At 47.2% G+C, this 21,792-nt stretch carries 25 protein-coding genes, 1 pseudogene and 1 other annotated feature; of the genes and pseudogenes, 10 read left to right on the forward strand and 16 right to left on the reverse strand.

Annotated elements, in window-relative coordinates; all coding sequences use genetic code 11:
• Positions 1–15 precede the first annotated feature (15 nt).
• From G9F75_RS20275 to G9F75_RS20040, 4 genes are all read left to right on the forward strand, one after another.
• A complete protein-coding gene (locus tag G9F75_RS20275) occupies positions 16–87 on the forward strand; it encodes an SWIM zinc finger family protein (RefSeq protein WP_223204447.1) in 72 nt (23 codons plus the stop codon).
• Between the two features lie 5 nt (positions 88–92).
• The gene (locus G9F75_RS05135) at positions 93–320 is read left to right on the forward strand and encodes a hypothetical protein (protein ID WP_021494455.1); all 228 of its coding nucleotides are present in this window, start codon (positions 93–95) and stop codon (positions 318–320) included.
• A gap of 169 nt (positions 321–489) precedes the next feature.
• Positions 490–999 (forward strand): type 1 glutamine amidotransferase domain-containing protein, encoded by a 510-nt coding sequence (locus tag G9F75_RS05140; RefSeq protein ID WP_065180600.1) that lies wholly within the window; start codon positions 490–492, stop codon positions 997–999.
• 141 nt (positions 1,000–1,140) lie between these two features.
• Positions 1,141–1,269, forward strand: coding sequence for a hypothetical protein (locus G9F75_RS20040; RefSeq protein ID WP_014721673.1), 129 nt, complete (start codon positions 1,141–1,143; stop codon positions 1,267–1,269).
• A gap of 15 nt (positions 1,270–1,284) precedes the next feature.
• Here G9F75_RS20040 and G9F75_RS05145 read toward each other — a convergent pair whose 3' ends face one another.
• The 4 genes and pseudogenes from G9F75_RS05145 to G9F75_RS05155 form a co-directional block, all read right to left on the reverse strand.
• Entirely contained in the window at positions 1,285–2,037 is a 753-nt protein-coding gene (locus G9F75_RS05145) for an SGNH/GDSL hydrolase family protein (protein ID WP_014418647.1), read from the reverse strand.
• Between the two features lie 179 nt (positions 2,038–2,216).
• Complete coding sequence (locus tag G9F75_RS05150) at positions 2,217–2,501, reverse strand: hypothetical protein (protein WP_167408949.1); 285 nt, start codon at positions 2,499–2,501, stop codon at positions 2,217–2,219.
• Positions 2,502–2,548: 47 nt separating this feature from the next.
• Positions 2,549–2,599 (reverse strand): annotated as a pseudogene (locus G9F75_RS20280) (hypothetical protein); the annotation flags it as partial.
• 160 nt (positions 2,600–2,759) lie between these two features.
• A complete protein-coding gene (locus G9F75_RS05155) occupies positions 2,760–3,629 on the reverse strand; it encodes a cation diffusion facilitator family transporter (RefSeq protein WP_065180599.1) in 870 nt (289 codons plus the stop codon).
• Positions 3,630–3,864: 235 nt separating this feature from the next.
• Between G9F75_RS05155 and G9F75_RS05160 the strand changes: the two genes are divergently transcribed.
• The 3 genes from G9F75_RS05160 (at position 3,865) to G9F75_RS05170 (ending at position 5,795) form a co-directional block, all read left to right on the forward strand.
• Entirely contained in the window at positions 3,865–4,671 is an 807-nt protein-coding gene (locus G9F75_RS05160; RefSeq protein WP_007408765.1) for a TrmB family transcriptional regulator, read from the forward strand.
• A 72-nt stretch (positions 4,672–4,743) separates the two neighbouring features.
• On the forward strand, positions 4,744–5,475 hold the full coding sequence (locus G9F75_RS05165; RefSeq protein WP_014418649.1) for an AzlC family ABC transporter permease: 732 nt from the start codon (positions 4,744–4,746) through the stop codon (positions 5,473–5,475).
• Positions 5,472–5,795, forward strand: a complete 324-nt coding sequence (locus G9F75_RS05170) for an AzlD domain-containing protein (RefSeq protein WP_007408767.1) — start codon at positions 5,472–5,474, stop codon at positions 5,793–5,795. The genes G9F75_RS05165 and G9F75_RS05170 overlap by 4 nt, the downstream gene beginning before the upstream one ends.
• 40 nt (positions 5,796–5,835) lie before the next feature.
• Here the strand turns inward: G9F75_RS05170 and sr7p are convergent, their stop codons facing one another.
• The 3 genes from sr7p to acsA all read right to left on the reverse strand — a co-directional run bounded on the left by sr7p (position 5,836) and on the right by acsA (position 9,402).
• The gene (gene sr7p, locus G9F75_RS20045) at positions 5,836–5,961 is read right to left on the reverse strand and encodes a small protein SR7P (RefSeq protein ID WP_007408768.1); all 126 of its coding nucleotides are present in this window, start codon (positions 5,959–5,961) and stop codon (positions 5,836–5,838) included.
• A 119-nt stretch (positions 5,962–6,080) separates the two neighbouring features.
• Entirely contained in the window at positions 6,081–7,346 is a 1,266-nt protein-coding gene (gene tyrS / locus G9F75_RS05175; RefSeq protein ID WP_167408950.1) for a tyrosine--tRNA ligase, read from the reverse strand.
• A gap of 50 nt (positions 7,347–7,396) precedes the next feature.
• Positions 7,397–7,630: a binding site (T-box leader), on the reverse strand.
• A gap of 53 nt (positions 7,631–7,683) precedes the next feature.
• Positions 7,684–9,402 carry an acetate--CoA ligase gene (acsA, locus tag G9F75_RS05180; RefSeq protein WP_014418650.1) on the reverse strand — a complete coding sequence of 573 codons (1,719 nt, stop codon included), beginning with the start codon at positions 9,400–9,402 and terminating at the stop codon, positions 7,684–7,686.
• Positions 9,403–9,560: 158 nt separating this feature from the next.
• Here acsA and G9F75_RS05185 point away from each other — a divergent pair, with 158 nt between their 5' ends.
• From G9F75_RS05185 to G9F75_RS05195, 3 genes are read left to right on the forward strand one after another with little or no spacing between them, the layout of a single operon-like run.
• The gene (locus G9F75_RS05185; RefSeq protein WP_014418651.1) at positions 9,561–10,193 is read left to right on the forward strand and encodes a GNAT family N-acetyltransferase; all 633 of its coding nucleotides are present in this window, start codon (positions 9,561–9,563) and stop codon (positions 10,191–10,193) included.
• A 24-nt stretch (positions 10,194–10,217) separates the two neighbouring features.
• Entirely contained in the window at positions 10,218–10,862 is a 645-nt protein-coding gene (locus G9F75_RS05190) for an acetoin utilization AcuB family protein (protein WP_014418652.1), read from the forward strand.
• Positions 10,859–12,025 (forward strand): acetoin utilization protein AcuC, encoded by a 1,167-nt coding sequence (locus G9F75_RS05195; protein ID WP_014418653.1) that lies wholly within the window; start codon positions 10,859–10,861, stop codon positions 12,023–12,025. Before G9F75_RS05190 ends, G9F75_RS05195 begins: the two co-directional genes overlap by 4 nt.
• A 9-nt stretch (positions 12,026–12,034) precedes the next feature.
• Here the strand turns inward: G9F75_RS05195 and motS are convergent, their stop codons facing one another.
• The 9 genes from motS to G9F75_RS05240 form a co-directional block, all read right to left on the reverse strand.
• Complete coding sequence (gene motS, locus G9F75_RS05200) at positions 12,035–12,724, reverse strand: flagellar motor protein MotS (RefSeq protein WP_003152387.1); 690 nt, start codon at positions 12,722–12,724, stop codon at positions 12,035–12,037.
• The gene (motP, locus tag G9F75_RS05205) at positions 12,714–13,529 is read right to left on the reverse strand and encodes a flagellar motor protein MotP (RefSeq protein WP_007408775.1); all 816 of its coding nucleotides are present in this window, start codon (positions 13,527–13,529) and stop codon (positions 12,714–12,716) included. The genes motS and motP overlap by 11 nt, the downstream gene beginning before the upstream one ends.
• A 68-nt stretch (positions 13,530–13,597) precedes the next feature.
• On the reverse strand, positions 13,598–14,602 hold the full coding sequence (ccpA, locus tag G9F75_RS05210) for a catabolite control protein A (RefSeq protein ID WP_003152385.1): 1,005 nt from the start codon (positions 14,600–14,602) through the stop codon (positions 13,598–13,600).
• 278 nt (positions 14,603–14,880) lie between these two features.
• Entirely contained in the window at positions 14,881–15,957 is a 1,077-nt protein-coding gene (locus tag G9F75_RS05215) for a bifunctional 3-deoxy-7-phosphoheptulonate synthase/chorismate mutase (RefSeq protein ID WP_003152383.1), read from the reverse strand.
• Positions 15,958–16,192: 235 nt separating this feature from the next.
• Positions 16,193–16,519 carry a bacillithiol system redox-active protein YtxJ gene (gene ytxJ, locus G9F75_RS05220; RefSeq protein WP_014418654.1) on the reverse strand — a complete coding sequence of 109 codons (327 nt, stop codon included), beginning with the start codon at positions 16,517–16,519 and terminating at the stop codon, positions 16,193–16,195.
• A gap of 25 nt (positions 16,520–16,544) precedes the next feature.
• Complete coding sequence (locus G9F75_RS05225; protein ID WP_003152380.1) at positions 16,545–16,958, reverse strand: YtxH domain-containing protein; 414 nt, start codon at positions 16,956–16,958, stop codon at positions 16,545–16,547.
• Positions 16,959–16,990: 32 nt separating this feature from the next.
• Positions 16,991–17,413, reverse strand: a complete 423-nt coding sequence (locus G9F75_RS05230) for a DUF948 domain-containing protein (RefSeq protein WP_007408777.1) — start codon at positions 17,411–17,413, stop codon at positions 16,991–16,993.
• Positions 17,414–17,568: 155 nt separating this feature from the next.
• Positions 17,569–18,867, reverse strand: coding sequence for a UDP-N-acetylmuramate--L-alanine ligase (gene murC / locus G9F75_RS05235; protein ID WP_061862490.1), 1,299 nt, complete (start codon positions 18,865–18,867; stop codon positions 17,569–17,571).
• Between the two features lie 240 nt (positions 18,868–19,107).
• On the reverse strand, positions 19,108–21,711 hold the full coding sequence (locus G9F75_RS05240) for a DNA translocase FtsK (protein WP_095061256.1): 2,604 nt from the start codon (positions 21,709–21,711) through the stop codon (positions 19,108–19,110).
• Positions 21,712–21,792 lie beyond the last annotated feature (81 nt).

Consider the following 21,792-nt stretch of genomic DNA (forward strand, 5'->3'; position numbering starts at 1 on the left):
TGCATATGAAAAATTGTGGACTTGCCACGGTGTACTTGTCCGATGCAAAACCCTCCTTGCCAGCATTTAATAAAATACGGGAGGTGAGATGAATGGGTAAAAAATCGAAAGTGTATTACTGTGACCCTAAGTATATTGTGACTGACAAGTATACTGACAAAGAAGTGGTTTACGTCCATCCCATCAAACACATTAACAGAGAGCATATCCGTTATGTTCCCCGCCACGTTTATAAGGAAGAAACAATTCACGAAGTCATTGATCCGGGAGATCCGGGGAAATGCGGGTGTAAAAAGCATAAAAAAAGACGCAAAAAGTAATTGGTTCGATTTCTTGCCTTATCTCAAGTTAAACACGTAAGTTTCAGCAGACCTCCGTACCTTTTGGCTCCTCTTTTTCAGAGGGGTCTTTTTTCATAAGCAAATACGTTGTGAGGCGGGAATCTGCCTGATATTCTTGTCATATACAAATTCACAGGAGGCATGATGTATGAGCAAAAAAATCGCAGTTCTGATGACAGATCAATTTGAGGATATTGAATATACAAGCCCGGCGGACGCATTTAAAGAAGCGGGCCACAGTGTGGTGACAATAGATTTGGAAGCAGGGAAAGAAGTGACGGGCAAGCACGGTGAGAAAGTAAAGATTGATCAAGCGATCTCAGACGCAGACGCCAAGGAATTCGATGCGTTATTGATTCCCGGAGGCTTTTCACCGGATCTTCTGCGCGGAGATGACCGCCCGGGTGAATTCACTAAAGCATTCGTGGAAGATCAGAAACCTGTTTTCGCAATCTGCCACGGCCCGCAGCTACTGATTGATACCGACCTTCTTAAAGGAAAAGATATCACGGGATTCCGCAGCATCCGCAAAGACTTAATCAATGCCGGCGCACATTATAAAGATGAAGAAGTCGTCGTGAGCCATAACATCGTAACGAGCAGAACACCTGACGATTTGGAAGCCTTTAATCGTGAATCATTGAACCTGCTGAAATAAGAGAAAAAAGCACAGACCCGTTCAGTCTGTGCTTTTTTTATGGATTTATAAAGAAACACCAATAGTTAGACCTATTCTCTTCCCCATCCATAATAAGTAAAATTAAGAGTGGGTTTTTCGACACTCGACAGGAGGTTCGCTATGTGGATGATCATCTTGCTGCTTATCATTTTAATCGGTTTTACCGGTAATATCATCTCGCTTTTGAGAGCGCAAAGACACGCATCTCAAAGAATAATTGAGCTTTTAGAAAAGCAAAGCCGAAAATAATCTGTTAGCGCTGTGTTACCCATAATAGTAATAATAATTCCGGCAGATTTCCTGAAATATGATTTGATGCCCTTTCTCGTTCGGATGAAGACCTTCTGACATGCACATGCTGCGGAAAGCGGGATTATACGGGTCGATGAGATCTGTATCAAACAGGTCGGCATACGGTACAGAGAGGAGTGTGCAGGCTTCTTTTTGGGCTTTCACATAGTCAGCCAGCTTCAGGCCCAGTTTATTTTTATCAGTATCACGGCGGACGATTTTTCCTTTTGATATTTTTGCTTGTCTCGTTGGGGTCACCACAATGATGCTCGCGCCTTTATTTCCGCTCCGCAGCTGCTGGATCACTTGGCAGAAGCCTCCGTAAAATGTGGTGATATCCTTTTCATCTGTGCCGATGGGAATGTGGTTGCACCAATCATCATCTGTTCCCTGGACAATGATGACATCATGTCCCTTTGTTTTAAGCGCCTGCTGATAAATGTTACCGCTTCCGTTGTTGCTCATGTTAACGCCGCTGACAGACAGATTGGTTATTTCAGCGTTTGTCCGGTCTTTCAGAATGTCACCAAAGCCGTATTCCGCACGCAGCCCCCGGGCGACGCTGTCACCTAAGATCGCGATTTTTGAAGCCTTCCGCAGCCTGCTTATGCTGATGAAGTCAATGCTGATATGCCCGCTGTCCGTGATATGCAAAAGCTTGCTGCTTATGTTTGGCAAAGAGACTGTCTTTCCTTCAGAGTTATAAAAATCCTCATTCAGCTTCATTCGGCGTCATCCCTTCCTTTTTATCCTCCGGCATCTTTTTTGACATAAAAAACGGACACGAACAAACAGCGCCATGTTGTCAGTTCAGTGTCCGCAGATGATGATACCGGATCTTTTATGCAGTTCTCTTGCCATTATAGCAGATCCCCGTTACTTGTAATAGAGTCTGCAGTCAGCATTTAAAACAGCGTTTGCGGGTACGTTTTTGATGAGACCGTCTGCTGCGGGAACGGTGTGTCCGGCGATGCGTCCGTCTTCTGCTGCGGGAACGGTGTGTCCGGTGATGCGTCCGTCTTCTGCTGCGGGAGCGGTGTGTCCGGTGATGGCTCCGTCTTCTGCTGCGGGAACGGTGTGTCCGGTGATGCGTCCGTCTTCTGCTGCGGGAACGGTGTGTCCGGTGATGCGTCCGTCTTCTGCTGCGGGAACGGTGTGTCCGTTTTCTGCTGCGGGAACGGCGCGAACATTTTTTAGAAACCGGTTCTTGGTATAAATACTCCCCTAAACCTTCTCTTTCCGCAACGGCAACTCCATGTTCAATTTCTTTAACAGAAATAGCGTTCAATTCTGTTCACCTCCCTTTTTCTTTACAACATAACGTATGAAATGAACCCCTCACGTGTATAAGCTTCTCTCTCATATGAGCGAGAAATAGTCATTTATACAACAAAAAGACCCGTGGGAACGGGCCTTTTGCCGGGAACAAACGCAAACATAAAATCGATTTATTTCTTCCTCTCGCTCTCCGGCTCGGGGTGAATCATTACCTGTGCTTGTTTGAATTCATTCGTAATATCTCTTTCAATGCGGTCACACAGGTCGTGCACGTCTTTAATCGTCACGTGAGAGGCTACGACCAGGTGAAAATCAATATACTCCTGCGGGCCGGAGCGTCTTGTACGAAAATCGTGAATTTCAATAAATTCCTGTTGAAATGTTTCAATAATCTTTAAAATTGTTTTTTCTTCCTCTTCCGACAAACGGGTATCAATCAGCGGCGGGAATGCTTCTTTCATTAACTTAAACGCTTCATATATGATATACATCGCCAGCACCATACCTATAATGGGATCAAGTATGTACCACTCCGTTATGGTAACGACCAAAAGGCTTGCCGCTACGCCTAATGATGTGTACACGTCAGTCAGTAAATGCAGGGCATTTGATTTCATTGCCACGGAATTAACCTTTTCGGCTTCTCTTTTTACGAACTTCGAAACGATCAAATTAATGAGAGCCCCCGCAAGCATCACAACAATGCCCAATACGGGCAGATGAACCGGCGCCGGGTTGACCAGTTTTTGAACGCATTCATATATCATCCAAATCCCTGCCGCAAAAATCAGAATCGTCTCGATAGTCCCCGACAGATTCTCGACTTTTCCATGACCGTACGGATGCCCTGTATCAGCCGGCTTTTTTGAAATCCTGACGGAGATAAAGGCGATGAAGGCGGCGATCAAATCTAAAAAAGAATGAATGGCTTCAGAAAGTATCGCGACAGATCCGGTTATTATCCCCACCACTATTTTGAGCATGACGACCAGGGAATTGCTTATAACCGATAAAAAAGCGATTTTAGAGGTGTTTTCCACCGTGATCCTCCTCTTTTTAACTTCTTGAATTTATCGTATCAAACGGCATTCGTGTGGGTCTACGGCAACGTTTTTCACAAAAGCCATACATGTAACTCACCATAAACTAAGTTGGAAAGCGACAAAACAGGCGCACCTTTCTTTCAGCACTCAAGTCCCATTGACAAGATATAATCGCTTACATTATAGTAGTTTCATGAATAACCACTACGGAGGATGTTTATGGAGGATGTTTATGGAGGATGTTCTGAAAGAATTACAGAAATTTGGATTTTCTCAATATGAATGTAAAGCATATATCGGCTTGTTGAAACACTCGCCTGTTACCGGATATGAAATCAGCAAAAGGTCAGGCGTCCCCCGCTCAATGATCTATGAGGTATTGGGGAAATTAGTTGATAAAGGCGCTGTCCATATTGTGCCGTCTGATCCGGTTACATATGCCCCGCTGGCCGGAAAGGAATTAATCGACCGGCTCCGGCACGATTTCGAGAGCTCATTCGGCTACCTTGAGGAAAAGTTATTGGCGCTGGAAAGCGAGCAGGAGATGAATGTCATCCGCCGCATCAGCACGAATGATCATGTCATCAATGAGATGAAGGATATGATTGAAAAAGCCGAGGAAGAGTTGTGGCTGTCTGTCTGGGAACAGCAGATTCCCTTTATTCAAGAAGCCGCTAACAAACGCGCCGCCGAACAATTGCCCGTCTTTTCGATTGTGTTCGGCCCTCCGGAAGTGAAACTTGGAAATACGACAAATCATAATATGTCTCCTGAAGTGGCGGAGAAACGGATGGGCGGGAGATTAACGATAGCTGCCCGCGATAATAAAGAAGTCTTAATCGCCAATTTTTCTCCGCAGACGAATGCCTGGGCCATTAAATCAGAAGATCCCGCTCTCGTTCTCGTGGCTATGGAATATATGAGGCACGATCTGATGTTCGCGGAGCTTGTGAAAGAAGTCGGGGCTGAGAAAGTTGAAGGCCTGATGAAACAAAATCATTCGTTATTTCATGTCGTCACCGGAAATCGGTTCATATAAATGTGAACCGTATTTTCTTTGATTTTTTCATTAGTCGTTATCATTATAATCTCTATGAAAGGAGTATAAAAAATGATTAACACAGAAGTGCAAAAAACCGCCGTTTCCCGGGAAATGAACGATACGTTTTTACAGGGGGTGCGGGATTGTGTGCCTACGCTGCTGGGCTATATGAGCATCGGTTTTGCTTTCGGCATCGTTGGCGTTGCCTCACATCTAAGCATTCTTGAAATTTGTTTGTTATCTTTATGTGTCTATGCCGGCGCCGCCCAATTTATTATTTGCTCGCTCCTTGTTTCCGGGAGTCCTATTTCCGCCATTATTTTAACGACGTTTATCGTCAATCTGCGGCACCTTCTGCTGAGCCTGACCATCGCGCCGTATTTCACGAAATACTCTTTGGCGAAAAATATCGGCTTCGGGGCTTTGCTTACTGACGAATCTTTCGGGGTAGCGGTGAACAAAGCGGCTCAGAACGGCAGGTTATACGATAAGTGGATGAACGGTCTCAATATAACCGCTTACGTGTGCTGGGTTATTTCCTGCGTGATGGGCGGGCTTCTCGGACAATGGATATCTGATCCTTACGCGCTCGGCCTGGACTTTGCTTTGCCCGCTATGTTTGCGGCGCTGCTTGTGCTGCAATTGCAGTCGTCCGCTTCGGAAAAGCTGAAGCACAGCCTCTCCTTAATTCTCTATATGATCATTTTTATGGTCTTGTTATCGTATTTCGTCCCGTCACACATCGCGGTTATCGCCTCAACCGTGATTGTGGCAACGATCGGGGTGGTGACGGACAAATGAGCATCAGCACACAAATGATCTGGATTATACTCGGCTGCATGATTGTTACACTTGTGCCGCGCATTGTTCCGTTTATATTTGTCCGGAACATTCAGATGCCTGAGTTGGCTTTAAAATGGCTCTCCTTTATTCCGCTTTGTATTTTGACGGCTCTGGTAACGGAAAGCATGATTGTGAAAACAAACAGCGCTTTGACCTTTGATTGGAAAGCAATGATCGTTCTCATCCCGACATTGCTTTGCGCGATGCGGACAAAAAGCTTATCCATCACGGTCATCACAGGAGTCGTGCTGATGGCCGCCGTCAGGCTGATATGGTGACAATCAAAAGCCTCCATTCCGCAGAATGGAGGCTTTCCCTTTATGATGTCGGATTTTCTTCTTCCGTCTCTGATTCCTCGGCTTTGGCTTCGGCATTTATGCTTTGCTGCTGTTCCCAATGATCCCGCTGCAATCTTTCTTTTGCGATGGTAAACATGAAATTCACGGCGCAGCACCCCTTCCCTGTTTTGCTTATACTATGTACTGTACTCATTTCCCCGTGCAGTATTCACAAAACATAAAAAAGCAGCCTGCCGCATTGAGCGGCCGGACTGCTTTTTATTTTCAGTACGTGATCAGGAAGTATTTTTTCTTTCCGCGGCGCAGTACGGTAAATTGATCTTCAATGCGGTCTTCCGCAGTCAGAAGATGCCCGATGTCCGTCTGGCGCTCGCCGTTAATGTAAACAGCTCCGTTTTGAATGTCTTCGCGGGCCTGCCGTTTTGAAGGCGACAATTTAGATTCCACAAGCACGTCTACTAAAGACAGTTCTTCAGAGCGGTCTTTTTCAAACGAAGGTACATCTTTAAATCCTACCTTGACGTCTTGAGCGGAAAGCTCTTTAATATTGCCGCTGAATAGCGCCTGGGAGATATGAACGGCCTGCTCAAGCGCTTCGCGGCCGTGTACAAGAACAGTCACCTCTTCGGCGAGACGTTTCTGCGCTTCTCTTTTCTCAGGAGCCGTCTCCGTTTTTTCAGCATAAGCTTCAATTTCCTCTTTTGACAAGAAAGTAAAGTATTTTAAGTATTTGACGACGTCGCGGTCATCTGTATTGATCCAGAACTGGTAGAATTCGTACGGCGATGTTTTTTCTTTATCAAGCCAAATGGTGCCGCCTTCCGTTTTGCCGAATTTCGTGCCGTCAGCTTTTGTGACGAGCGGAATGGTAAGACCGAAAGCTTTCGCCCCTTCTTCTTCTGATTTTCTGATCAGTTCAAGACCGGCCGTGATGTTGCCCCACTGGTCACTGCCTCCGATTTGGAGTTTGCAGTTCTTTTCTCTGTACAGATTCAGAAAATCGTAGGATTGCAGGATCATGTAGCTGAATTCTGTGTAAGAAATTCCGGTTTCAATTCTTGAGCTTACAGTATCTTTCGCAAGCATGTAGTTAATTCCGAAGTTCTTTCCGACGTCACGGAGAAATTCAATAATGCTCAGCTTTCCGATCCAATCAAAGTTGTTCGCTATGACAGCGGGGTTTTCTCCGGCCTCGAAATCTAAAAATCGGGAAAGCTGATTTTTAATTTTTTGCGACCATTCGACAACGATATCCTGAGTATTTAACGTACGCTCCGCTTTTTTGCCGCTCGGATCGCCGATCAGTCCCGTCGCGCCGCCTACAAGCGCAATCGGATGGTGGCCTGCAAGCTGGAAACGGCGCAGTGTCAATATCGGCAGAAGGTGTCCGATGTGCAGGCTGTCAGCCGTCGGGTCAAACCCTGAGTATAAACGGATTTTTTCTTCGTTCAGCTGTTTATTCAGTCCTTCTTCATCCGTCATTTGCTGGATTAAGCCGCGGAATGATAAATCCTCTAATAAGTTAGTCATTTTGTCTGCTCCTTTGTTTATGAAAATAAAAAACGCCCCTTCGTTTAAAACGAAGGGACGATATAATCGCGGTACCACCCTACTAATAAAAACATAAAAAAAGCTTTTATCACTCTTTTTGATAACGGACCGTGTCCGCTCTTTCACTACTGAAAGCCTTGGAATGGCTTTGTTCGCAAAAGCGGTTCATGAGTGTATTCGGCATATCTTATGTGCTGATTTTCACCGGCCATCAGCTCTCTTGAACAATCAGATACCCTACTTGTCTCAATCAAAACCTTTTCGTATGAAGCTTACTCATTTTTAACATAAATAAGATACGATGTCAACGCCGTCTTTAATCTTCCATTGTGGACAGGTCGCCTGCCGGCAGGTTCAGCTCCCATGCCTTCAGCACACGTCTCATGATTTTTCCGCTCCGTGTTTTTGGAAGTTTATCTTTGAATTCAATTTCCCGCGGTGCGGCATGCGCGGCAAGCCCCTGTTTTACAAAGAGGCGAATGTCCTCCTTCAGCTGATCGGATGGCTCATGCCCTTCTCTGAGCGCGATAAACGCTTTAATAATTTCTCCCCGGACAGGGTCCGGCTTTCCGATAACGCCGGCTTCGGCAATCGCCGGATGTTCAACAAGTTTGCTTTCGACTTCAAACGGGCCGACGCGCTCGCCGGATGTCATGATGACATCATCGACTCTGCCTTGGAACCAGAAATAACCGTCTTCATCCATATAAGCAGAATCTCCGGAAACATACCAGCCGCCCGGCATGAAATAAGAATCATATTTCTCTTTGTTATTCCAAATGGAATCCATCATCGACGGCCAGCCCTTTTTAATGGCGAGATTTCCCATTCGGTACGGCGGAAGCTCATTTCCCTGATTGTCAACGATCGCCGCTTCCACTCCCGGAATCGGTTTCCCCATTGAACCCGGCTTGATCTCCATGCAAGGATAATTGCAGATGAGCTGACCGCCCGTTTCTGTCATCCACCATGTGTCGTGGATGCGCTTGCCGAATACTTTATGTCCCCACTTGATGACCTCGGGGTTCAAAGGTTCTCCGACACTCAGGACGTGACGAAGTGAAGTAAGGTCAAATTTGGATGCCATTTCATCTCCGGCGCCCATAAGCATTCTGAAAGCCGTCGGAGCGCTGTACCAGACGCTGACACCGAGCTTCTCAATCGTGCCGTACCAGTTTTCCGGACTGAATCTGCCGCCGACGATCACATTCGCCGCTCCGTTCAGCCACGGCGCAAATATCCCGTACACCGTCCCGGTCACCCAGCCCGGGTCCGCAGTGCACCAGTAAATATCGTCTTCTTTAAGATCAAGCACCCACTTGCCGGTCTGGTATTGCTGAATCATGGCTTCATGAACGTGGAGCACACCTTTGGGCGTTCCGGTAGATCCTGATGTGTAGTGAAGCAGGTAGCCGTCTCTTCTGTCCATCCATTCAATATCAAGTCTCGTGCTTTCTCCCTCAGCCGCTTTATCATAATGGATGATTTTATCTCCCGCTTCTTTGCTGCCGCCGACAATGAAAATATGCTCGAGGTCGGGCAGGCTGTCCGCCGGAATCCGTTCGGCCAGTTCAGGTGTCGTCACGACAACCTTTGCCTGGCTGTTCAAAAGGCGGTCTTTGACGGCGCCTTCCATAAACGCTTCAAATAAAGGACCGGCGATCGCACCGATTTTAATTGCGCCGAGCATGATAAAGTAAAGCTCCGGCGAACGCGGCATGAAAATAAAAACGCGGTCCCCTTTTTCCACGTTTCCATACCGTCTCAGTACATTTCCCGCCCGGTTCGATTCCTCCATCATTTCTTTAAATGTGTATTTTTCATCCCGGTTTGCGTCCTTGTAATACAGCGCTACTTTGTTTTTTCGAAATGATTCGGCATGACGGTCAATTGCTTCATACGCCGCATTCAGCTTCCCCGTCTGATGCCAGGAAAACTCCGCTTCGACCTCTTTCCAATCGAAGCTGCGGTACGTTTCCTCATAATTTCGCAGATGATAATTCCCCTTTTCCGCCGGCAACGCTTTCAAATTCATGCAACATCCCCCTTTGCTTATCTATAGACTAATTATAGTAGATGTTCACAGTTTTCTCAATTTTTAAAATATAAATTACAACACTATTGAAAACGCTTTATATTTTGTTATGCTTAAGAGAGATGTGTTTTTATTAAGAACCGACAGGCGGTGAATCAGTGAAACATCATAAAACGTACCATTCTTCATTAATTCAGACAGCAGCCGGCCCTCTTTTAGTAGAAGGGCCCGTTCCTCCAGATGACCTAGCACAGTATGAGTTTCATGAAGGCCTGACAGCCTTTCGCCTTCCTCATGAACAGCACAAAGCGTTAATCGAGATCGCCGGGCTTCCTGAAGGTCGGATCATTATCGCCAGGGACGGACAGACGATTATCGGCTATGTGACGTATTTATATCCTGATCCGCTTGAACGGTGGTCTGACGGAAATATGGAAGACCTCCTTGAACTCGGGGCGATCGAGGTCGCTCCCGGCTACAGGGGCTGTTCTGTCGGAAAAACGCTGCTGACAGTCAGCATGATGGATGAACAGATGGAACGGTACATCATCATGACGACGGAATATTACTGGCATTGGGATTTAAAAGGAATGAAAAAAGATGTGTGGGAATACAGAAAGATCATGGAAAAGATGATGAATGCCGGGGGTCTTGTCTGGTTCGCAACGGATGAACCGGAAATCAGCTCTCACCCGGCCAATTGTCTGATGGCCCGCATCGGCAGGCACGTCAGTCAGGAGTCAATTGAACAGTTCGACAGGCTTCGTTTTTATCAGCGATTTATGTATTGACTGACATACAAAGGGGATAAAAAGATGATTGCAGAACAAATCATGAAACGGGACGTCATCACCGTCTCAAAACACGACTCCATTGAAACAGCCGTCCGTAAAATGAAGGCATATCATATCCGCCATCTCCCTGTCATCGACGACGAGCTGCACGTCACCGGTATTGTCACAGATAGAGACATTAAACAGGCCGGCCCCGGCAGCTTTGAACAAAAGGAACGCGGCGCGTTTCTGACAAACAAAGTGGAGACCATTATGAAGCGGAATGTCATCTGCGCCCATCCGCTTGACTTTGTAGAAGAAATATCCGCTTCCTTTTATGAGCACGGCATCGGCTGTCTGCCGATTACGGTAAACCATAAGCTGACGGGCATTTTAACGAAAACCGACGTGCTCCGGACTTTCGTCAGCCTGACAGGCGCGGCCCAGCCGGGATCACAGGTGGAAATCCTGGTGACGGATATGACAAAAAGCCTTGCTGATCTCAGCTGCATGTGCCGTGATCTTCAGCTGCAAATCCTGAGTGTGCTCGTCTATCCCCATGATTCCGCCGGGTCGAACATTCTCGTCTTCCGGGTGAAGACGATGAATCCGCTCCCTTTTATCCGTGCCGTTCAAGAAGCCGGATACAATGTCTTATGGCCGAAACATTTGAGGGATCAGCCATGAGAGACAGCGTTTTTGTTTACTCGCCTTCTTATCAGACGTATCAATTTCATCAGGAACATCCGTTCAATCAGCGCCGCGTGCTTTTAACATACGATCTGCTTCAGGCGGCGGATGCGTTTGACGAAGGAGATATCGTCACACCGCGCACGGCCGCTAAAGAAGAGTTGGCTCTCGTTCATACGGAGGATTATATACAGGCGGTGGAACTAGCGGGTGCGGGCCGGCTCCCTGCCGCGGAAGGAGAAAGCTACGGTCTCGGAACGGAAGACACTCCCGTTTTTGCCGGCATGCATGATGCCGCGTCACTTCTGGTGGGCGGCACCTTAACGGCGGCTGATTATGTCATGACGGGACAAGCTAGGCACGCCTGCAATTTAGGAGGCGGCCTTCACCACGGCTTCCGCGGCAGGGCCTCAGGCTTTTGTATCTATAATGACAGCGCCGTGGCCATCCAATACATCCAGAAGAACTACGGGGCAAAAGTGCTATACATTGATACAGACGCTCATCACGGCGACGGCGTTCAATTTACGTTTTACGACAGGTCTGATGTCTGCACTGTATCTTTTCACGAGACCGGGCGTTATTTATTTCCCGGGACGGGACAGGTACTGGAAAAAGGAAGCGGGCAAGGCTACGGCTATTCTTTTAACATTCCGCTGGACGCTTTCACAGAGGACGATTCCTTTCTTCACGCTTACAAAACGGCCGCCTCAGAAATCGCGGCTTTTTTTAAACCGGATGTGATTCTTACCCAAAACGGTGCGGACGCCCATTATTACGACCCGTTGACACACCTGTCCAATACAATCTCCATTTATCAGGAGATCCCGCGGCTCGCTCATTCATTAGCCCATCAATATTGCAGCGGCAGATGGATCGCGGTCGGCGGCGGCGGATACGATATTTGGAGAGTCGTCCCGAGAGCATGGAGCCGCATTTGGCTTGAGATGAAAGGGATTGATCCCGGGGAACGCATACCGCAGAAATGGATTGATAAATGGCAGAAGCACTCCCCCTGCACGTTGCCCGCTTTTTGGAGTGATCCTGAACAATTATATCCTCCGATTCCCCGCAAAGAAGAAATTTCAGAAAAAAATGCCCAAACCGTGGAAAAAGCACTTTTTGCCATCCGGTCTGAGCAGCGGTATAAGACAAAATAAAAAACGACCTTATGAGGAGGTCGTTTTTTTGATCACAATTTCTACACGGCGGTTTTCTTTCATATGTCCGGGACTTTTGTTGTCCTTCACAGGTTTCGTATCCGCATACCCGGCAGAGATAAACCGTTTGGCGGAAAAGTCTTCATTCGCGGTAAAATACCGGATCACACTCGCCGCTCTTGCAGACGACAGCTCCCAGTTCGACGGAAATTGATAGGTGGAAATCCGGCGGCTGTCCGTATGGCCTTCTACCTGTATGTCATTCGGAATTGTTTTTAAAAGCACCGCGATCTGATGCAGAACCGGCTCGGCGTTTTTCAGCACATCCGCTTTTCCTGTCTGAAACAGAACGGCCTCCTGCAGCACCAGAACCACTCCGCGCTCATCGCGCTTCGCCGTCAATTTCGAACTCAAATGATGCGCTTTTATGTATGTCTTCACGTTTTGTAACAGCAAATCCTGTTCTTTATTTTCGTTTGCTTTGTCTGATGACGCCGGTTCACCCCCGCTGCCGTTTGTATGAATCGATGAAACGGCAGATTGAAATTTTTCCGCGTCTATTTGCGACATCGAAAAAAGCAATATAAAGAACACGAGAATGAGCGTGATCAAGTCAGCGAACGTCACCATCCATCTTGGTGAACCGCCGGAATGTTCCGGTTTGTTTCTTCTTTCAAAACGCTCTTTTCTAAGCTTCATGGACAGCGCCCTTTTTCTTGTTCGCAGGCTGTCCTTTACGCCAGTCTTCTCTTGAGCTGAAGACGACAAGCTGACTTTCGAGGTTGCGGGGATTTTTGCCCGATTGGATGCCGACAACCCCTTCGATCATGACCTGTTTGATGAAAATTTCACTTTCCGTTTTTTCTTCAAGCTTTGCCGCGATTGGGATAAATACCAAGTTGGCAAGCAGCGCTCCGTACAGCGTCGTCAATAGCGCAACGGCCATGTTCGGTCCGAGGGTATGCGGGTCATTTAAGTTTTTGAGCATGAGAACGAGCCCGACGAGCGTCCCGATCATTCCCCAGGCGGGTGCGAAATCACCGGCTTTTTCAAAAACGCGTCTTCCTTTTCTGTGTCTTTCTTCCATCGCGGCGATCTCAGAATCCATCACCAGCCGGATCGTTTCCTCGTCCCAGCCGTCAATCGCAAGCAAAAGCCCTTTTTTTAAAAACGGATCCTTGATCTCACGCGCCTGGTCATCCAGAGACAGAAGCCCCTGCCTGCGCGCCTGCTCCGAAAGGCTGACAAATACTCTGACAAGCTCTTTCACATTGTCATCCTGACGGGAGAATACCTGTTTCAGAACAGAAGGGGTTTTCTTTAAATCCCTCGGCGGAAAACTGATAAAGATCGCCGCAGCAAGGCCGCCTGTGACGATTAAAAAAGAAGTCAAATCTAAAAATGAACTGATTCCCGCCAGTCCCGTCCCTGACAGAATACCGATTGCGACAATAATACAGCCTAACATAAAGCCAACGGGCGTCAGATAATCAAAACGTTTCATATCTTCTCCTTACTCAAGTAAAAAAGCAAGATTCCACCCCTCAGAGTGAAGCTTGCTTTTCCGTTTTTTTATGACTTGGTTGATTGTCTTAATTCGATGCGGTGAGGCAATTCGACGATATGCTCTTCAACCGGCTCTTTGTTCATCAGTTTTGTCAAAAGTCTCATCGCCACGGCGCCGATATCGTACGTAGGCTGCACGACTGTTGAAAGCTGAGGGCGGACCATCAGGCTCAATCTCGTATTGTCAAAACCGATAATATCAAGATCATCAGGTATCGAAAGACCTTGATCTTGGGCCGCATGGATAATGCCGAGGGCCATTTCATCCGTCGCAGAAAGAATCGCCGTCGGTTTCCGGTCAAGGCCCATCAAGCTTTGAAGCGCCTCCATACCGGAATCATAGGTGTAATCGCCTTCCGCTACGAATTGCTCGTTAAACGGAATCGCCGCTTCTTCAAGCGCCCGTTTGTACCCTTGCAGTTTTTTCGAACGGTTGATCGGCTCTTGCATCGGTCCGGAGACGAATGCAATATCGCGATGCCCTTTATCAATAAAAAGCTTAACGGCATCATAAATCGCCTGTTCATAATCAATGGCGACAGAAGGCGTCTCGCCCTGTTCTTCCACTGATGCCGCCAAGACGATCGGCACAGGAGAGCGCTTAAATTCTTCGACATGCTCGTCCGTAATGTTGCCGCCCATAAATACGATACCGTCCACTTGTTTGCCAAGCATCGTATTTAACAGATGCAGTTCTTTCTCAAGATTTTGGTCCGAGTTGCTTAAAATAATATTATATTTGTACATCGTCGCGATATCTTCAATTCCACGCGCAAGTTCAGAGTAGAAAATGCTTGAGATATCAGGGATGATGACGCCGACCGTTGTCGTTTTTTTGCTTGCAAGCCCTCTTGCCACCGCGTTCGGGCGGTAGCCGAGCCGGTCAATGGCTTCCAATACTTTTTTTCTGGTCGTCGGTTTTACATTCGGGTTGCCGTTCACGACGCGGGAAACAGTCGCCATACTGACATTTGCTTCTCTGGCCACATCGTATATCGTAATGTTGCTCACTGAAACCACTCCTTTTACTGGATACACTTATCCTTATCTATAGCATAAACACTTTATGTAAAGAAATGTCGTACGATTTCGCATTCTGTCGTTTATGATTGTAAGCGTAAGTCAGTAGTGTACATTATTTTTCATTATTCATCAAATTTAAATATCTCTCATGAAATTATACACGTTTTTCCCAGTGATGAAAACGTTCACTTTCATTTTATAATTAAATAAAATGAAGATACGAAAAAAAGCCGCGCGAGGCGGCCTTTAAAGAGCGGAACGTTGTATTATGCTTTTACTTTCAGCATTGGCTTTAATTCGTTCAGCCATTTCTCGAATTCAGGTATATCCATCTGCTGCGCAGAGTCTGAAAGGGCAACGGAAGGATCAGGGTGAACTTCGGCCATCACGCCGTCAGCGCCGATCGCAAGCGCCGCTTTTGCTGTCGGAAGCAGGAGATCGCGGCGTCCTGTTGAGTGTGTGACGTCAACAAACACCGGCAAGTGAGTTTCCTGTTTCAAAATCGGCACGGCAGAAATGTCGAGTGTGTTTCTCGTTGCCGTTTCGTACGTTCTGATTCCGCGCTCACAAAGAATGATTTGGTCGTTTCCTTGTGACATGATGTATTCAGCTGCATTGATGAACTCTGAAATTGTTGCGGCAAGACCGCGTTTTAACAATACCGGCTTTTTAACGGAGCCGGCCGCTTTCAGCAATTCAAAGTTTTGCATGTTCCGCGCGCCGATCTGAATGACGTCAATGTAATCAATCGCTTGCTCAATGTGTGCGGGCGTTACGATTTCACTGATCACCGCGAGGTCATATTCATCAGCGACGCGTTTAAGAATTTGCAGGCCTTCTACACCGAGACCTTGGAAATCATACGGACTTGTGCGGGGTTTAAACGCGCCCCCGCGCAGGATTTTAATGCCTTGTTTTTTCGCTGCGGCCGCTACTTCGGCAACCTGCTCATAGCTTTCTACGGCACAAGGTCCGACGATGAATCTCTGATCGCCGTCACCGATTTTTTCGCCTTTAATATCAACGATCGTATCTTCTGCTTTTTTCTTCCGGGAGACGAGCAACGCTTTGCTGTGATCCTCTTCTTGAAGTTCAAGTCCGGCTTTGAAAATTTCTTTGAAAATATGCTGGATCGTTGAGTTTTCAAATGGGCCGTCATTGCTTTCAATAATGCGGTTAAGCATTGTACGCTCTCTGACAGGGTCAAATCGGTTGACACCCTGTGCTTCCTTTGCTTTACCGATTTCTTTTACAACGGCTCCGCGTTCATTGATTAATTTAAGGATTTCTAAGTTTAGTGCGTCTGCCTGCTGTCTTAGGCTCTCTAATTCCTTGTTGCTCATCTTTTTCATCCCTTCTATGCTATGTTTTATTTTAATGGTTAACATGCATCTTACTACAGTTATGCGAAAATAGGAATATGAAATAATAAATTTTTTCACATTTTACTTTATCACCAAAACGCTTTTAAGCTTTTATGCGTTGAAGTAACGTATATTGATATCCTACATGATCCGGCTGAAATGATCAATAGTTTTTTTCAAAAAAAAACCGCCGGTATCAACCGGCGGCCAGCAATTATGAAAGGTGCTGCTCTATTGCGTTTTTTGTGATTTGTGAATGAGACGCGTGCCATTTCACTTCGCCGTTTGTAATGACGAATACTTGCGGGCTTTCATGTTTCACGCCGTATGTCTCGGCGATATAGTTTGAAAGCGGCCGGCTGTCCTGCACCTGCAGGTAATAAGAAGGCACTTCCGAATGCTCCGATGCAAAGGCGTCAAACTCCTGAAACGCGGCTTGGCTGATCGGGCAGGTTGTGCTGTGTTTCAAAAACACGAGCGTGTTTTCTTTCTCAGCGGCATTTTTGAACTCTTCTTCAGACGATATCAGCTGTTTTGTCATGTCGGTTATCTCTCCTTATTGAAGATCAGCGATTTGCCTGACCGGCTTTTTCCCCGGCGTCTTCCGCTTCGGCCTTGATGCTTTGGGCCGTGTCCTGCATTTCGCTTCTCGTCTCTTCGGCTTTCTCGGTTAGTGTGCTCTTAGAACGGTCTTTTAAATCCTTCACTTTATTCATAATCTGGCCTGACTGATCAGCTACCAGCTGGGTGATATTAGATGTTTTGTCCTTGGCGATGCTGACATATTGAGAGCCTTTTTCTTTCGCGTCGGCCGTCATTCTGTCCGTCTTATCCTTTAACGCAGAAGCCTGACTGCCGAGATCGTCGCGCAGCTCCTTACCTGATTTAGGCGCCAGAAACAACGCCGTTGTCGCGCCGATAATTCCCCCGATCAGCGTTCCGATTAAAAAATCCTTACTATTGATTCCATCTTTGCTCATTATGATTCCTCCTTAGTGGATTTTTCTTATGATTAAAGCGATGTTTTTTTCTTTTGCTTCCACTTGTCCCATATTTCCATAGCGGCCTGGCTCCAGGTGACAACCTGACTGATCTTATCCTGATTCTCTCTTACAGAGGCCGTAACGGAACCTGCTGCCTGCTTTATGGATGTATTAAACTGCTGGACGGAAGTTCCCACTTCCTGGACAGCATGGACAACCGTATTTAATTTCTCTGATTTTTCCTGAATGTCTTCCGCGAGACGGTTTGTCTTATGTAACAGCTCGGTTGTCTCTGCGGTAATGCCTTTCATCTGCCCTTCAAGGCCGTCTAAAGTCGAGGCAACGTTTGTTAAAGTCATCTGCACGGACTTTAATGTTTTGGACAGATAGATGACGAGGATGAGAAATGCAACGGCAATGAGTGCGACGCTTAAGTAAAGAATGATGATCATCTAATACCTCCTTATTGCAGGATATAGTGGTATATACCCAATTCTTAAAATGATAAACATATATGAAAGATCTGTATGTATACTATTTCTCCGTTTCTCGGTAAATCCCTTTGCAGCACGCACAAAAAAGCAGTGAGAGCCCCACTGCTTTTTCGTTACGCTATGACGTTTTCATAGGCTCTCATATATTTTTGAATGTCTCCGGCGCCCATGAAGATCAGCACTGCGCCTTCATGCGCTTTTAACACGGATGTGTCATTTTCTTCAATGAGTTCTGCGTTATCGATTTTTTCCTGAAGATCCGTGATCGTGAGCTTGCCGACGTTCTCGCGGGCAGAGCCGAAAATGTCACACAGATACACGCGGTCAGCCGCGCTTAAGCTTTCTGCGAATTCATCCAGGAATGATTGCGTCCGTGTAAACGTATGCGGCTGAAATACCGCGATGATTTCACGTTCGGGATATTTTTGGCGCGCCGCCTCAATCGTGACTTTGATTTCAGTCGGATGGTGGGCGTAGTCGTCGATCAGTACCTGGCTGCCGATCACTTTTTCATTGAATCTGCGTTTGACGCCGCCGAATGATTCAAGTCCGAGCTTAATCATGTTCACGTCTATCTCTTCATAGTGGCAGAGCGCAATGACCGCTAAGGAATTGAGGACATTGTGATGGCCGTATGCCGGGATGTAGAACGTATCGTAAAACGTATTGCGGACAAAGACGTCAAATGTCGTGCCTTCCGTATTTTTTACGATGTTTCTCGCTTGAAAATCATTTTCTTCTCCCGTGCCGTAATACACGACAGGCACATTGGCGTGAATTTTCGGCAGGTACTCGTCATCACCGCAGGCAATGATGCCTTTGTTGACTTGAAGCGCCATGTTTTGGAAAGCATCAAACACATCGTCAATGTTGGCGAAATAATCAGGGTGGTCAAAATCAATATTCGTCATAATCGCATAATCAGGCTGATAGCTTAAGAAATGACGGCGGTACTCGCAGGCTTCAAATACAAAGTATTCGCTGCTTTCATTTCCTCTGCCCGTTCCGTCCCCGATAAGAAACGAAGTCGGCTTCGCCTGCTGCATCACGTGTGCCAAGAGGCCCGTTGTGGACGTCTTGCCGTGTGCGCCCGTTACCGCGACACTTGTATATTTTTTCATATATTCAGCTAAAAATTTATGATATCTGATGACAGGAATCCCTTCAGCGAGCGCCTTTGCGATTTCCGGATGAGAATCAGGGAATGCGTTTCCGGCGATTACCGTTAAGCCGGGTTTGATGTTATCGGTGCTGAACGGATAGATCGGGATATTTCTTTTTTCAAGGGCAGCCTGAGTGAAAATCTGCTTCTCGATATCCGATCCCTGCACCTGATACCCTGTATCATGCAGGATTTGAGCAAGCGGGCTCATACCTGTCCCTTTTATTCCAACAAAATGATAAACAGTCATAATCGTACCTCCAACAAACGTCTATCTGTTCCCCAGTATATGACGCTCATTTCATTTTGCGACCGCCGCGGGCAAAAAGCCCGCACAGCGGCGCTTCCATTTATTTTTACGTTATCGTCAGTATCTGTAACTTTCTTTTTGATTAAACCTGCCGCATGATATTTCAGCGCGTGACAGTGATGCAGTTTTGATGGTCCATCCACTATCATACCATGTTTGTGAGAAAAATGAACGATATTCTTATTCTTGAGCAATGTCAGCGGCCGTAATCAGCACTTCACGGGGTTTGCTGCCCTTCGCTTCTGAGATCATGCCTTCGGCTTCCATCATGTCAATCAGCCTCGCGGCGCGGTTATAACCGATTCTGAACCTTCTTTGAAGGCTTGAGGTGCTGGCGCTGTTTTGCTCCACGACGAATTGGCACGCCTCAGGAAACAGTTCGTCTTCTTCCTTGAGGGCGCTTCCCTGCCTGATCAGTTCTTCCTGTTCAAACAAATAAGAAGGCGGCAGCTGCTTTCTGACATGAGAGACGACGCGGTCAATCTCTCTGTCGGATACAAAGTTGCCCTGCAGGCGCACCGGTTTTCCGGTACCGTTTTCCCAGTACAGCATGTCGCCCTTTCCGAGCAGCTTTTCCGCTCCCGCCATGTCGATGATCGTTCTGGAATCTACCTGGCTTGAGACGGAGAATGCAATCCTCGTCGGTATGTTTGCCTTAATCATTCCGGTAATGACATCGACAGACGGACGCTGTGTCGCGACAAGCAGATGAATGCCGCAGGCTCTCGCTTTCTGCGCGATTCTGGCAATGCTTTCTTCCACATCGTTCGGCGCGACCATCATTAAATCGGCAAGCTCATCAATAACCACTACGAGGTACGGGAGCTTTTCGCCTGTCTTATGATCGGCGGTTAATTCATTAAAGCGGCCGATATCTCTCACACCCGAATGGGCAAACAGTTCATATCGCCGTTCCATCTCTTCCACAACCCATTTTAACGCGGCGGTCGCGGCTTTGGCGTCCGTGATGACGGGGCTGACCAAATGCGGAATTTGGTTATAAGGCGCAAGCTCGACCATTTTCGGATCAATCAGAAGCATTTTGACATCACTCGGATCCGCCTTATAAAGCAGACTGACCAAAATGGTATTGATGCAGACGCTTTTTCCCGATCCTGTCGCACCCGCTATCAACCCGTGCGGCATCTTTTTCAAATCAATGACGACCGGGTTTCCGGAAATATCGACACCGAGCGCGGCTGTAAGCGGAGACGGATTCGTCCTGAAAGCGGCGCTTCTGATCATCTGTCTTAAATCGACGACTTTGCTTACGCGGTTCGGAACTTCAATGCCGATCGTGTTTTTACCGGGGATCGGCGCCTCAATCCGAATATCCTTGGCAGACAGGCTCAGTTTAATATCATCTGCTAAGTTTGTAATTTTGTTTACTTTCACTCCGGGCTCAGGATGCACTTCAAAACGTGTGACGGACGGGCCTTGTGTGACATGAACGACTTGGGCGCGCACATTAAAGTTTTTCAGTGTAACGTTTAAAAGCTCGCGCTGTTCTTCAATCCACGATTGGTCGTCATGTCTTTGCGCCGGCGGTACGTCCAGAAGCGACAGATTCGGAAAGACATAGCTCGCTCCGCCCTCTGGCGTCTTCGTCTGCTTGTGTTTATCGCTTTTAAGCATCATGACGTTAAACGGTACATTGCGCTCTTTCGGCCGCTCCGCTTTTTTCACAGTCTGAGGCTGTCCGGGATGCTCCGTTTTTTCTTCGGCAGGCCGGGACGGGGCATCGGCCGTCTCGATGCTTGCAGGTTCAGGCTCGGGGTCTGAATGCCGCTCTGCTTCATTGTACTCAGGCTGAGAGTCTGCTTCCTGTTCCGCTTCGGTTTCAGCTGATTCAGGCTTGTCTTCAGACTGCGGCTGAACTTCCTCATCGTATCCGGGTTCTGTGTATGTATACACCGGTTCTTCTGCGGTTTCAAAAGGCGGTGCTTTTTCCGGCTCAGGCTCCTGGTATTCCTCCTGCGGCGCCGCTTGTTCCTCTGTATTGTCAGCCGTTCGGGATGCTTCATACTCAGGCTCTATTATAGGGTGCGGGCGGGTTTGTTCATGCTCCTGTTCTTCTGTAAAGCCGGCAGACTCCGCGCTTTCCGTGTGCTCCCGCTCTTCAGTCTGCTGCGGTTCTGCTGCTGTAAACACTTGCTCTTTTGCATTCTCACCCTCGGTGTGAAGCTCCTCTTTTTTAGCAGCCTGGATTTCTTCCGTTTCTTGTTTCGCAAACGGTTCTGGCCGGTCATTCGTCTGTTTTGTTATGCCGGATGTTGTGAAGACGGGCTCTTTTTCCGTTTCCTGACCGGATTTTGGCGAAACAAATTGCTCCTCTGACAGCAATGTTACGTTCTCTTCACGCCGCTTTTCGGAAATAGGCGCTTTTTTTATGCTGTGCTGAGATTGAAAGCCGTAAACCGGTGAAGGAATGGATGACGGTTTAAAGGGCTTTTTCACCGTATCAGGCTCTTTATGTGTATGCTGTTTCCGCTCGGTTTGCTCCTGCCCGGCGGCATAACCCCGGGACGGCTGGCGGCGTTCGTGCCTTTCCCGCTGTCTTTGGTTTTGCTCCGTTCGCTTATAGCCGTCCGGAACGACGGGGAAGCGGAAATTCCCTTTCGGATATTCGTAATATATTTTAGGATCTTCCATGCGCGTTAATTTGCCTTCTGGCTGATCCGGTATCTGCTGTTTCGGGATTTGGGTATGCGTGTTCGGTTCACGTTCATGCTCTTCTTCTTTTTCACCTAAAAATAAGTCAAAAAATTTATTCAGCCAACTCATGTTTAATCACTCTCTAACTCCCTTTTTAGTAGTCTGGGACGATATTTAGTATACCATTGCCGGGCGGCTCAGAAAAGATTA

It is taken from the genome of Bacillus sp. EKM208B (assembly GCF_011800725.1).
Lineage (GTDB): Bacteria > Bacillota > Bacilli > Bacillales > Bacillaceae > Bacillus > Bacillus velezensis.

Coding starts and splice junctions, on each gene's coding strand:
- G9F75_RS05135 (WP_021494455.1), top strand. CDS start 93: ATGGGTAAAAAATCGAAAGTGTATTACTGTGACCCTAAGTATATTGTG.
- G9F75_RS05140 (WP_065180600.1), top strand. CDS start 490: ATGAGCAAAAAAATCGCAGTTCTGATGACAGATCAATTTGAGGATATT.
- G9F75_RS20040 (WP_014721673.1), top strand. CDS start 1,141: ATGTGGATGATCATCTTGCTGCTTATCATTTTAATCGGTTTTACCGGT.
- G9F75_RS05145 (WP_014418647.1), bottom strand. CDS start 2,037: ATGAAGCTGAATGAGGATTTTTATAACTCTGAAGGAAAGACAGTCTCT.
- G9F75_RS05150 (WP_167408949.1), bottom strand. CDS start 2,501: ATGTTCGCGCCGTTCCCGCAGCAGAAAACGGACACACCGTTCCCGCAG.
- G9F75_RS05160 (WP_007408765.1), top strand. CDS start 3,865: ATGGAGGATGTTCTGAAAGAATTACAGAAATTTGGATTTTCTCAATAT.
- G9F75_RS05165 (WP_014418649.1), top strand. CDS start 4,744: ATGATTAACACAGAAGTGCAAAAAACCGCCGTTTCCCGGGAAATGAAC.
- G9F75_RS05170 (WP_007408767.1), top strand. CDS start 5,472: ATGAGCATCAGCACACAAATGATCTGGATTATACTCGGCTGCATGATT.
- tyrS (WP_167408950.1), bottom strand. CDS start 7,346: ATGACTAACTTATTAGAGGATTTATCATTCCGCGGCTTAATCCAGCAA.
- acsA (WP_014418650.1), bottom strand. CDS start 9,402: ATGAATTTGAAAGCGTTGCCGGCGGAAAAGGGGAATTATCATCTGCGA.
- G9F75_RS05190 (WP_014418652.1), top strand. CDS start 10,218: ATGATTGCAGAACAAATCATGAAACGGGACGTCATCACCGTCTCAAAA.
- G9F75_RS05195 (WP_014418653.1), top strand. CDS start 10,859: ATGAGAGACAGCGTTTTTGTTTACTCGCCTTCTTATCAGACGTATCAA.
- motS (WP_003152387.1), bottom strand. CDS start 12,724: ATGAAGCTTAGAAAAGAGCGTTTTGAAAGAAGAAACAAACCGGAACAT.
- motP (WP_007408775.1), bottom strand. CDS start 13,529: ATGAAACGTTTTGATTATCTGACGCCCGTTGGCTTTATGTTAGGCTGT.
- G9F75_RS05215 (WP_003152383.1), bottom strand. CDS start 15,957: ATGAGCAACAAGGAATTAGAGAGCCTAAGACAGCAGGCAGACGCACTA.
- ytxJ (WP_014418654.1), bottom strand. CDS start 16,519: ATGACAAAACAGCTGATATCGTCTGAAGAAGAGTTCAAAAATGCCGCT.
- G9F75_RS05225 (WP_003152380.1), bottom strand. CDS start 16,958: ATGAGCAAAGATGGAATCAATAGTAAGGATTTTTTAATCGGAACGCTG.
- G9F75_RS05230 (WP_007408777.1), bottom strand. CDS start 17,413: ATGATCATCATTCTTTACTTAAGCGTCGCACTCATTGCCGTTGCATTT.
- murC (WP_061862490.1), bottom strand. CDS start 18,867: ATGACTGTTTATCATTTTGTTGGAATAAAAGGGACAGGTATGAGCCCG.
- G9F75_RS05240 (WP_095061256.1), bottom strand. CDS start 21,711: ATGAGTTGGCTGAATAAATTTTTTGACTTATTTTTAGGTGAAAAAGAA.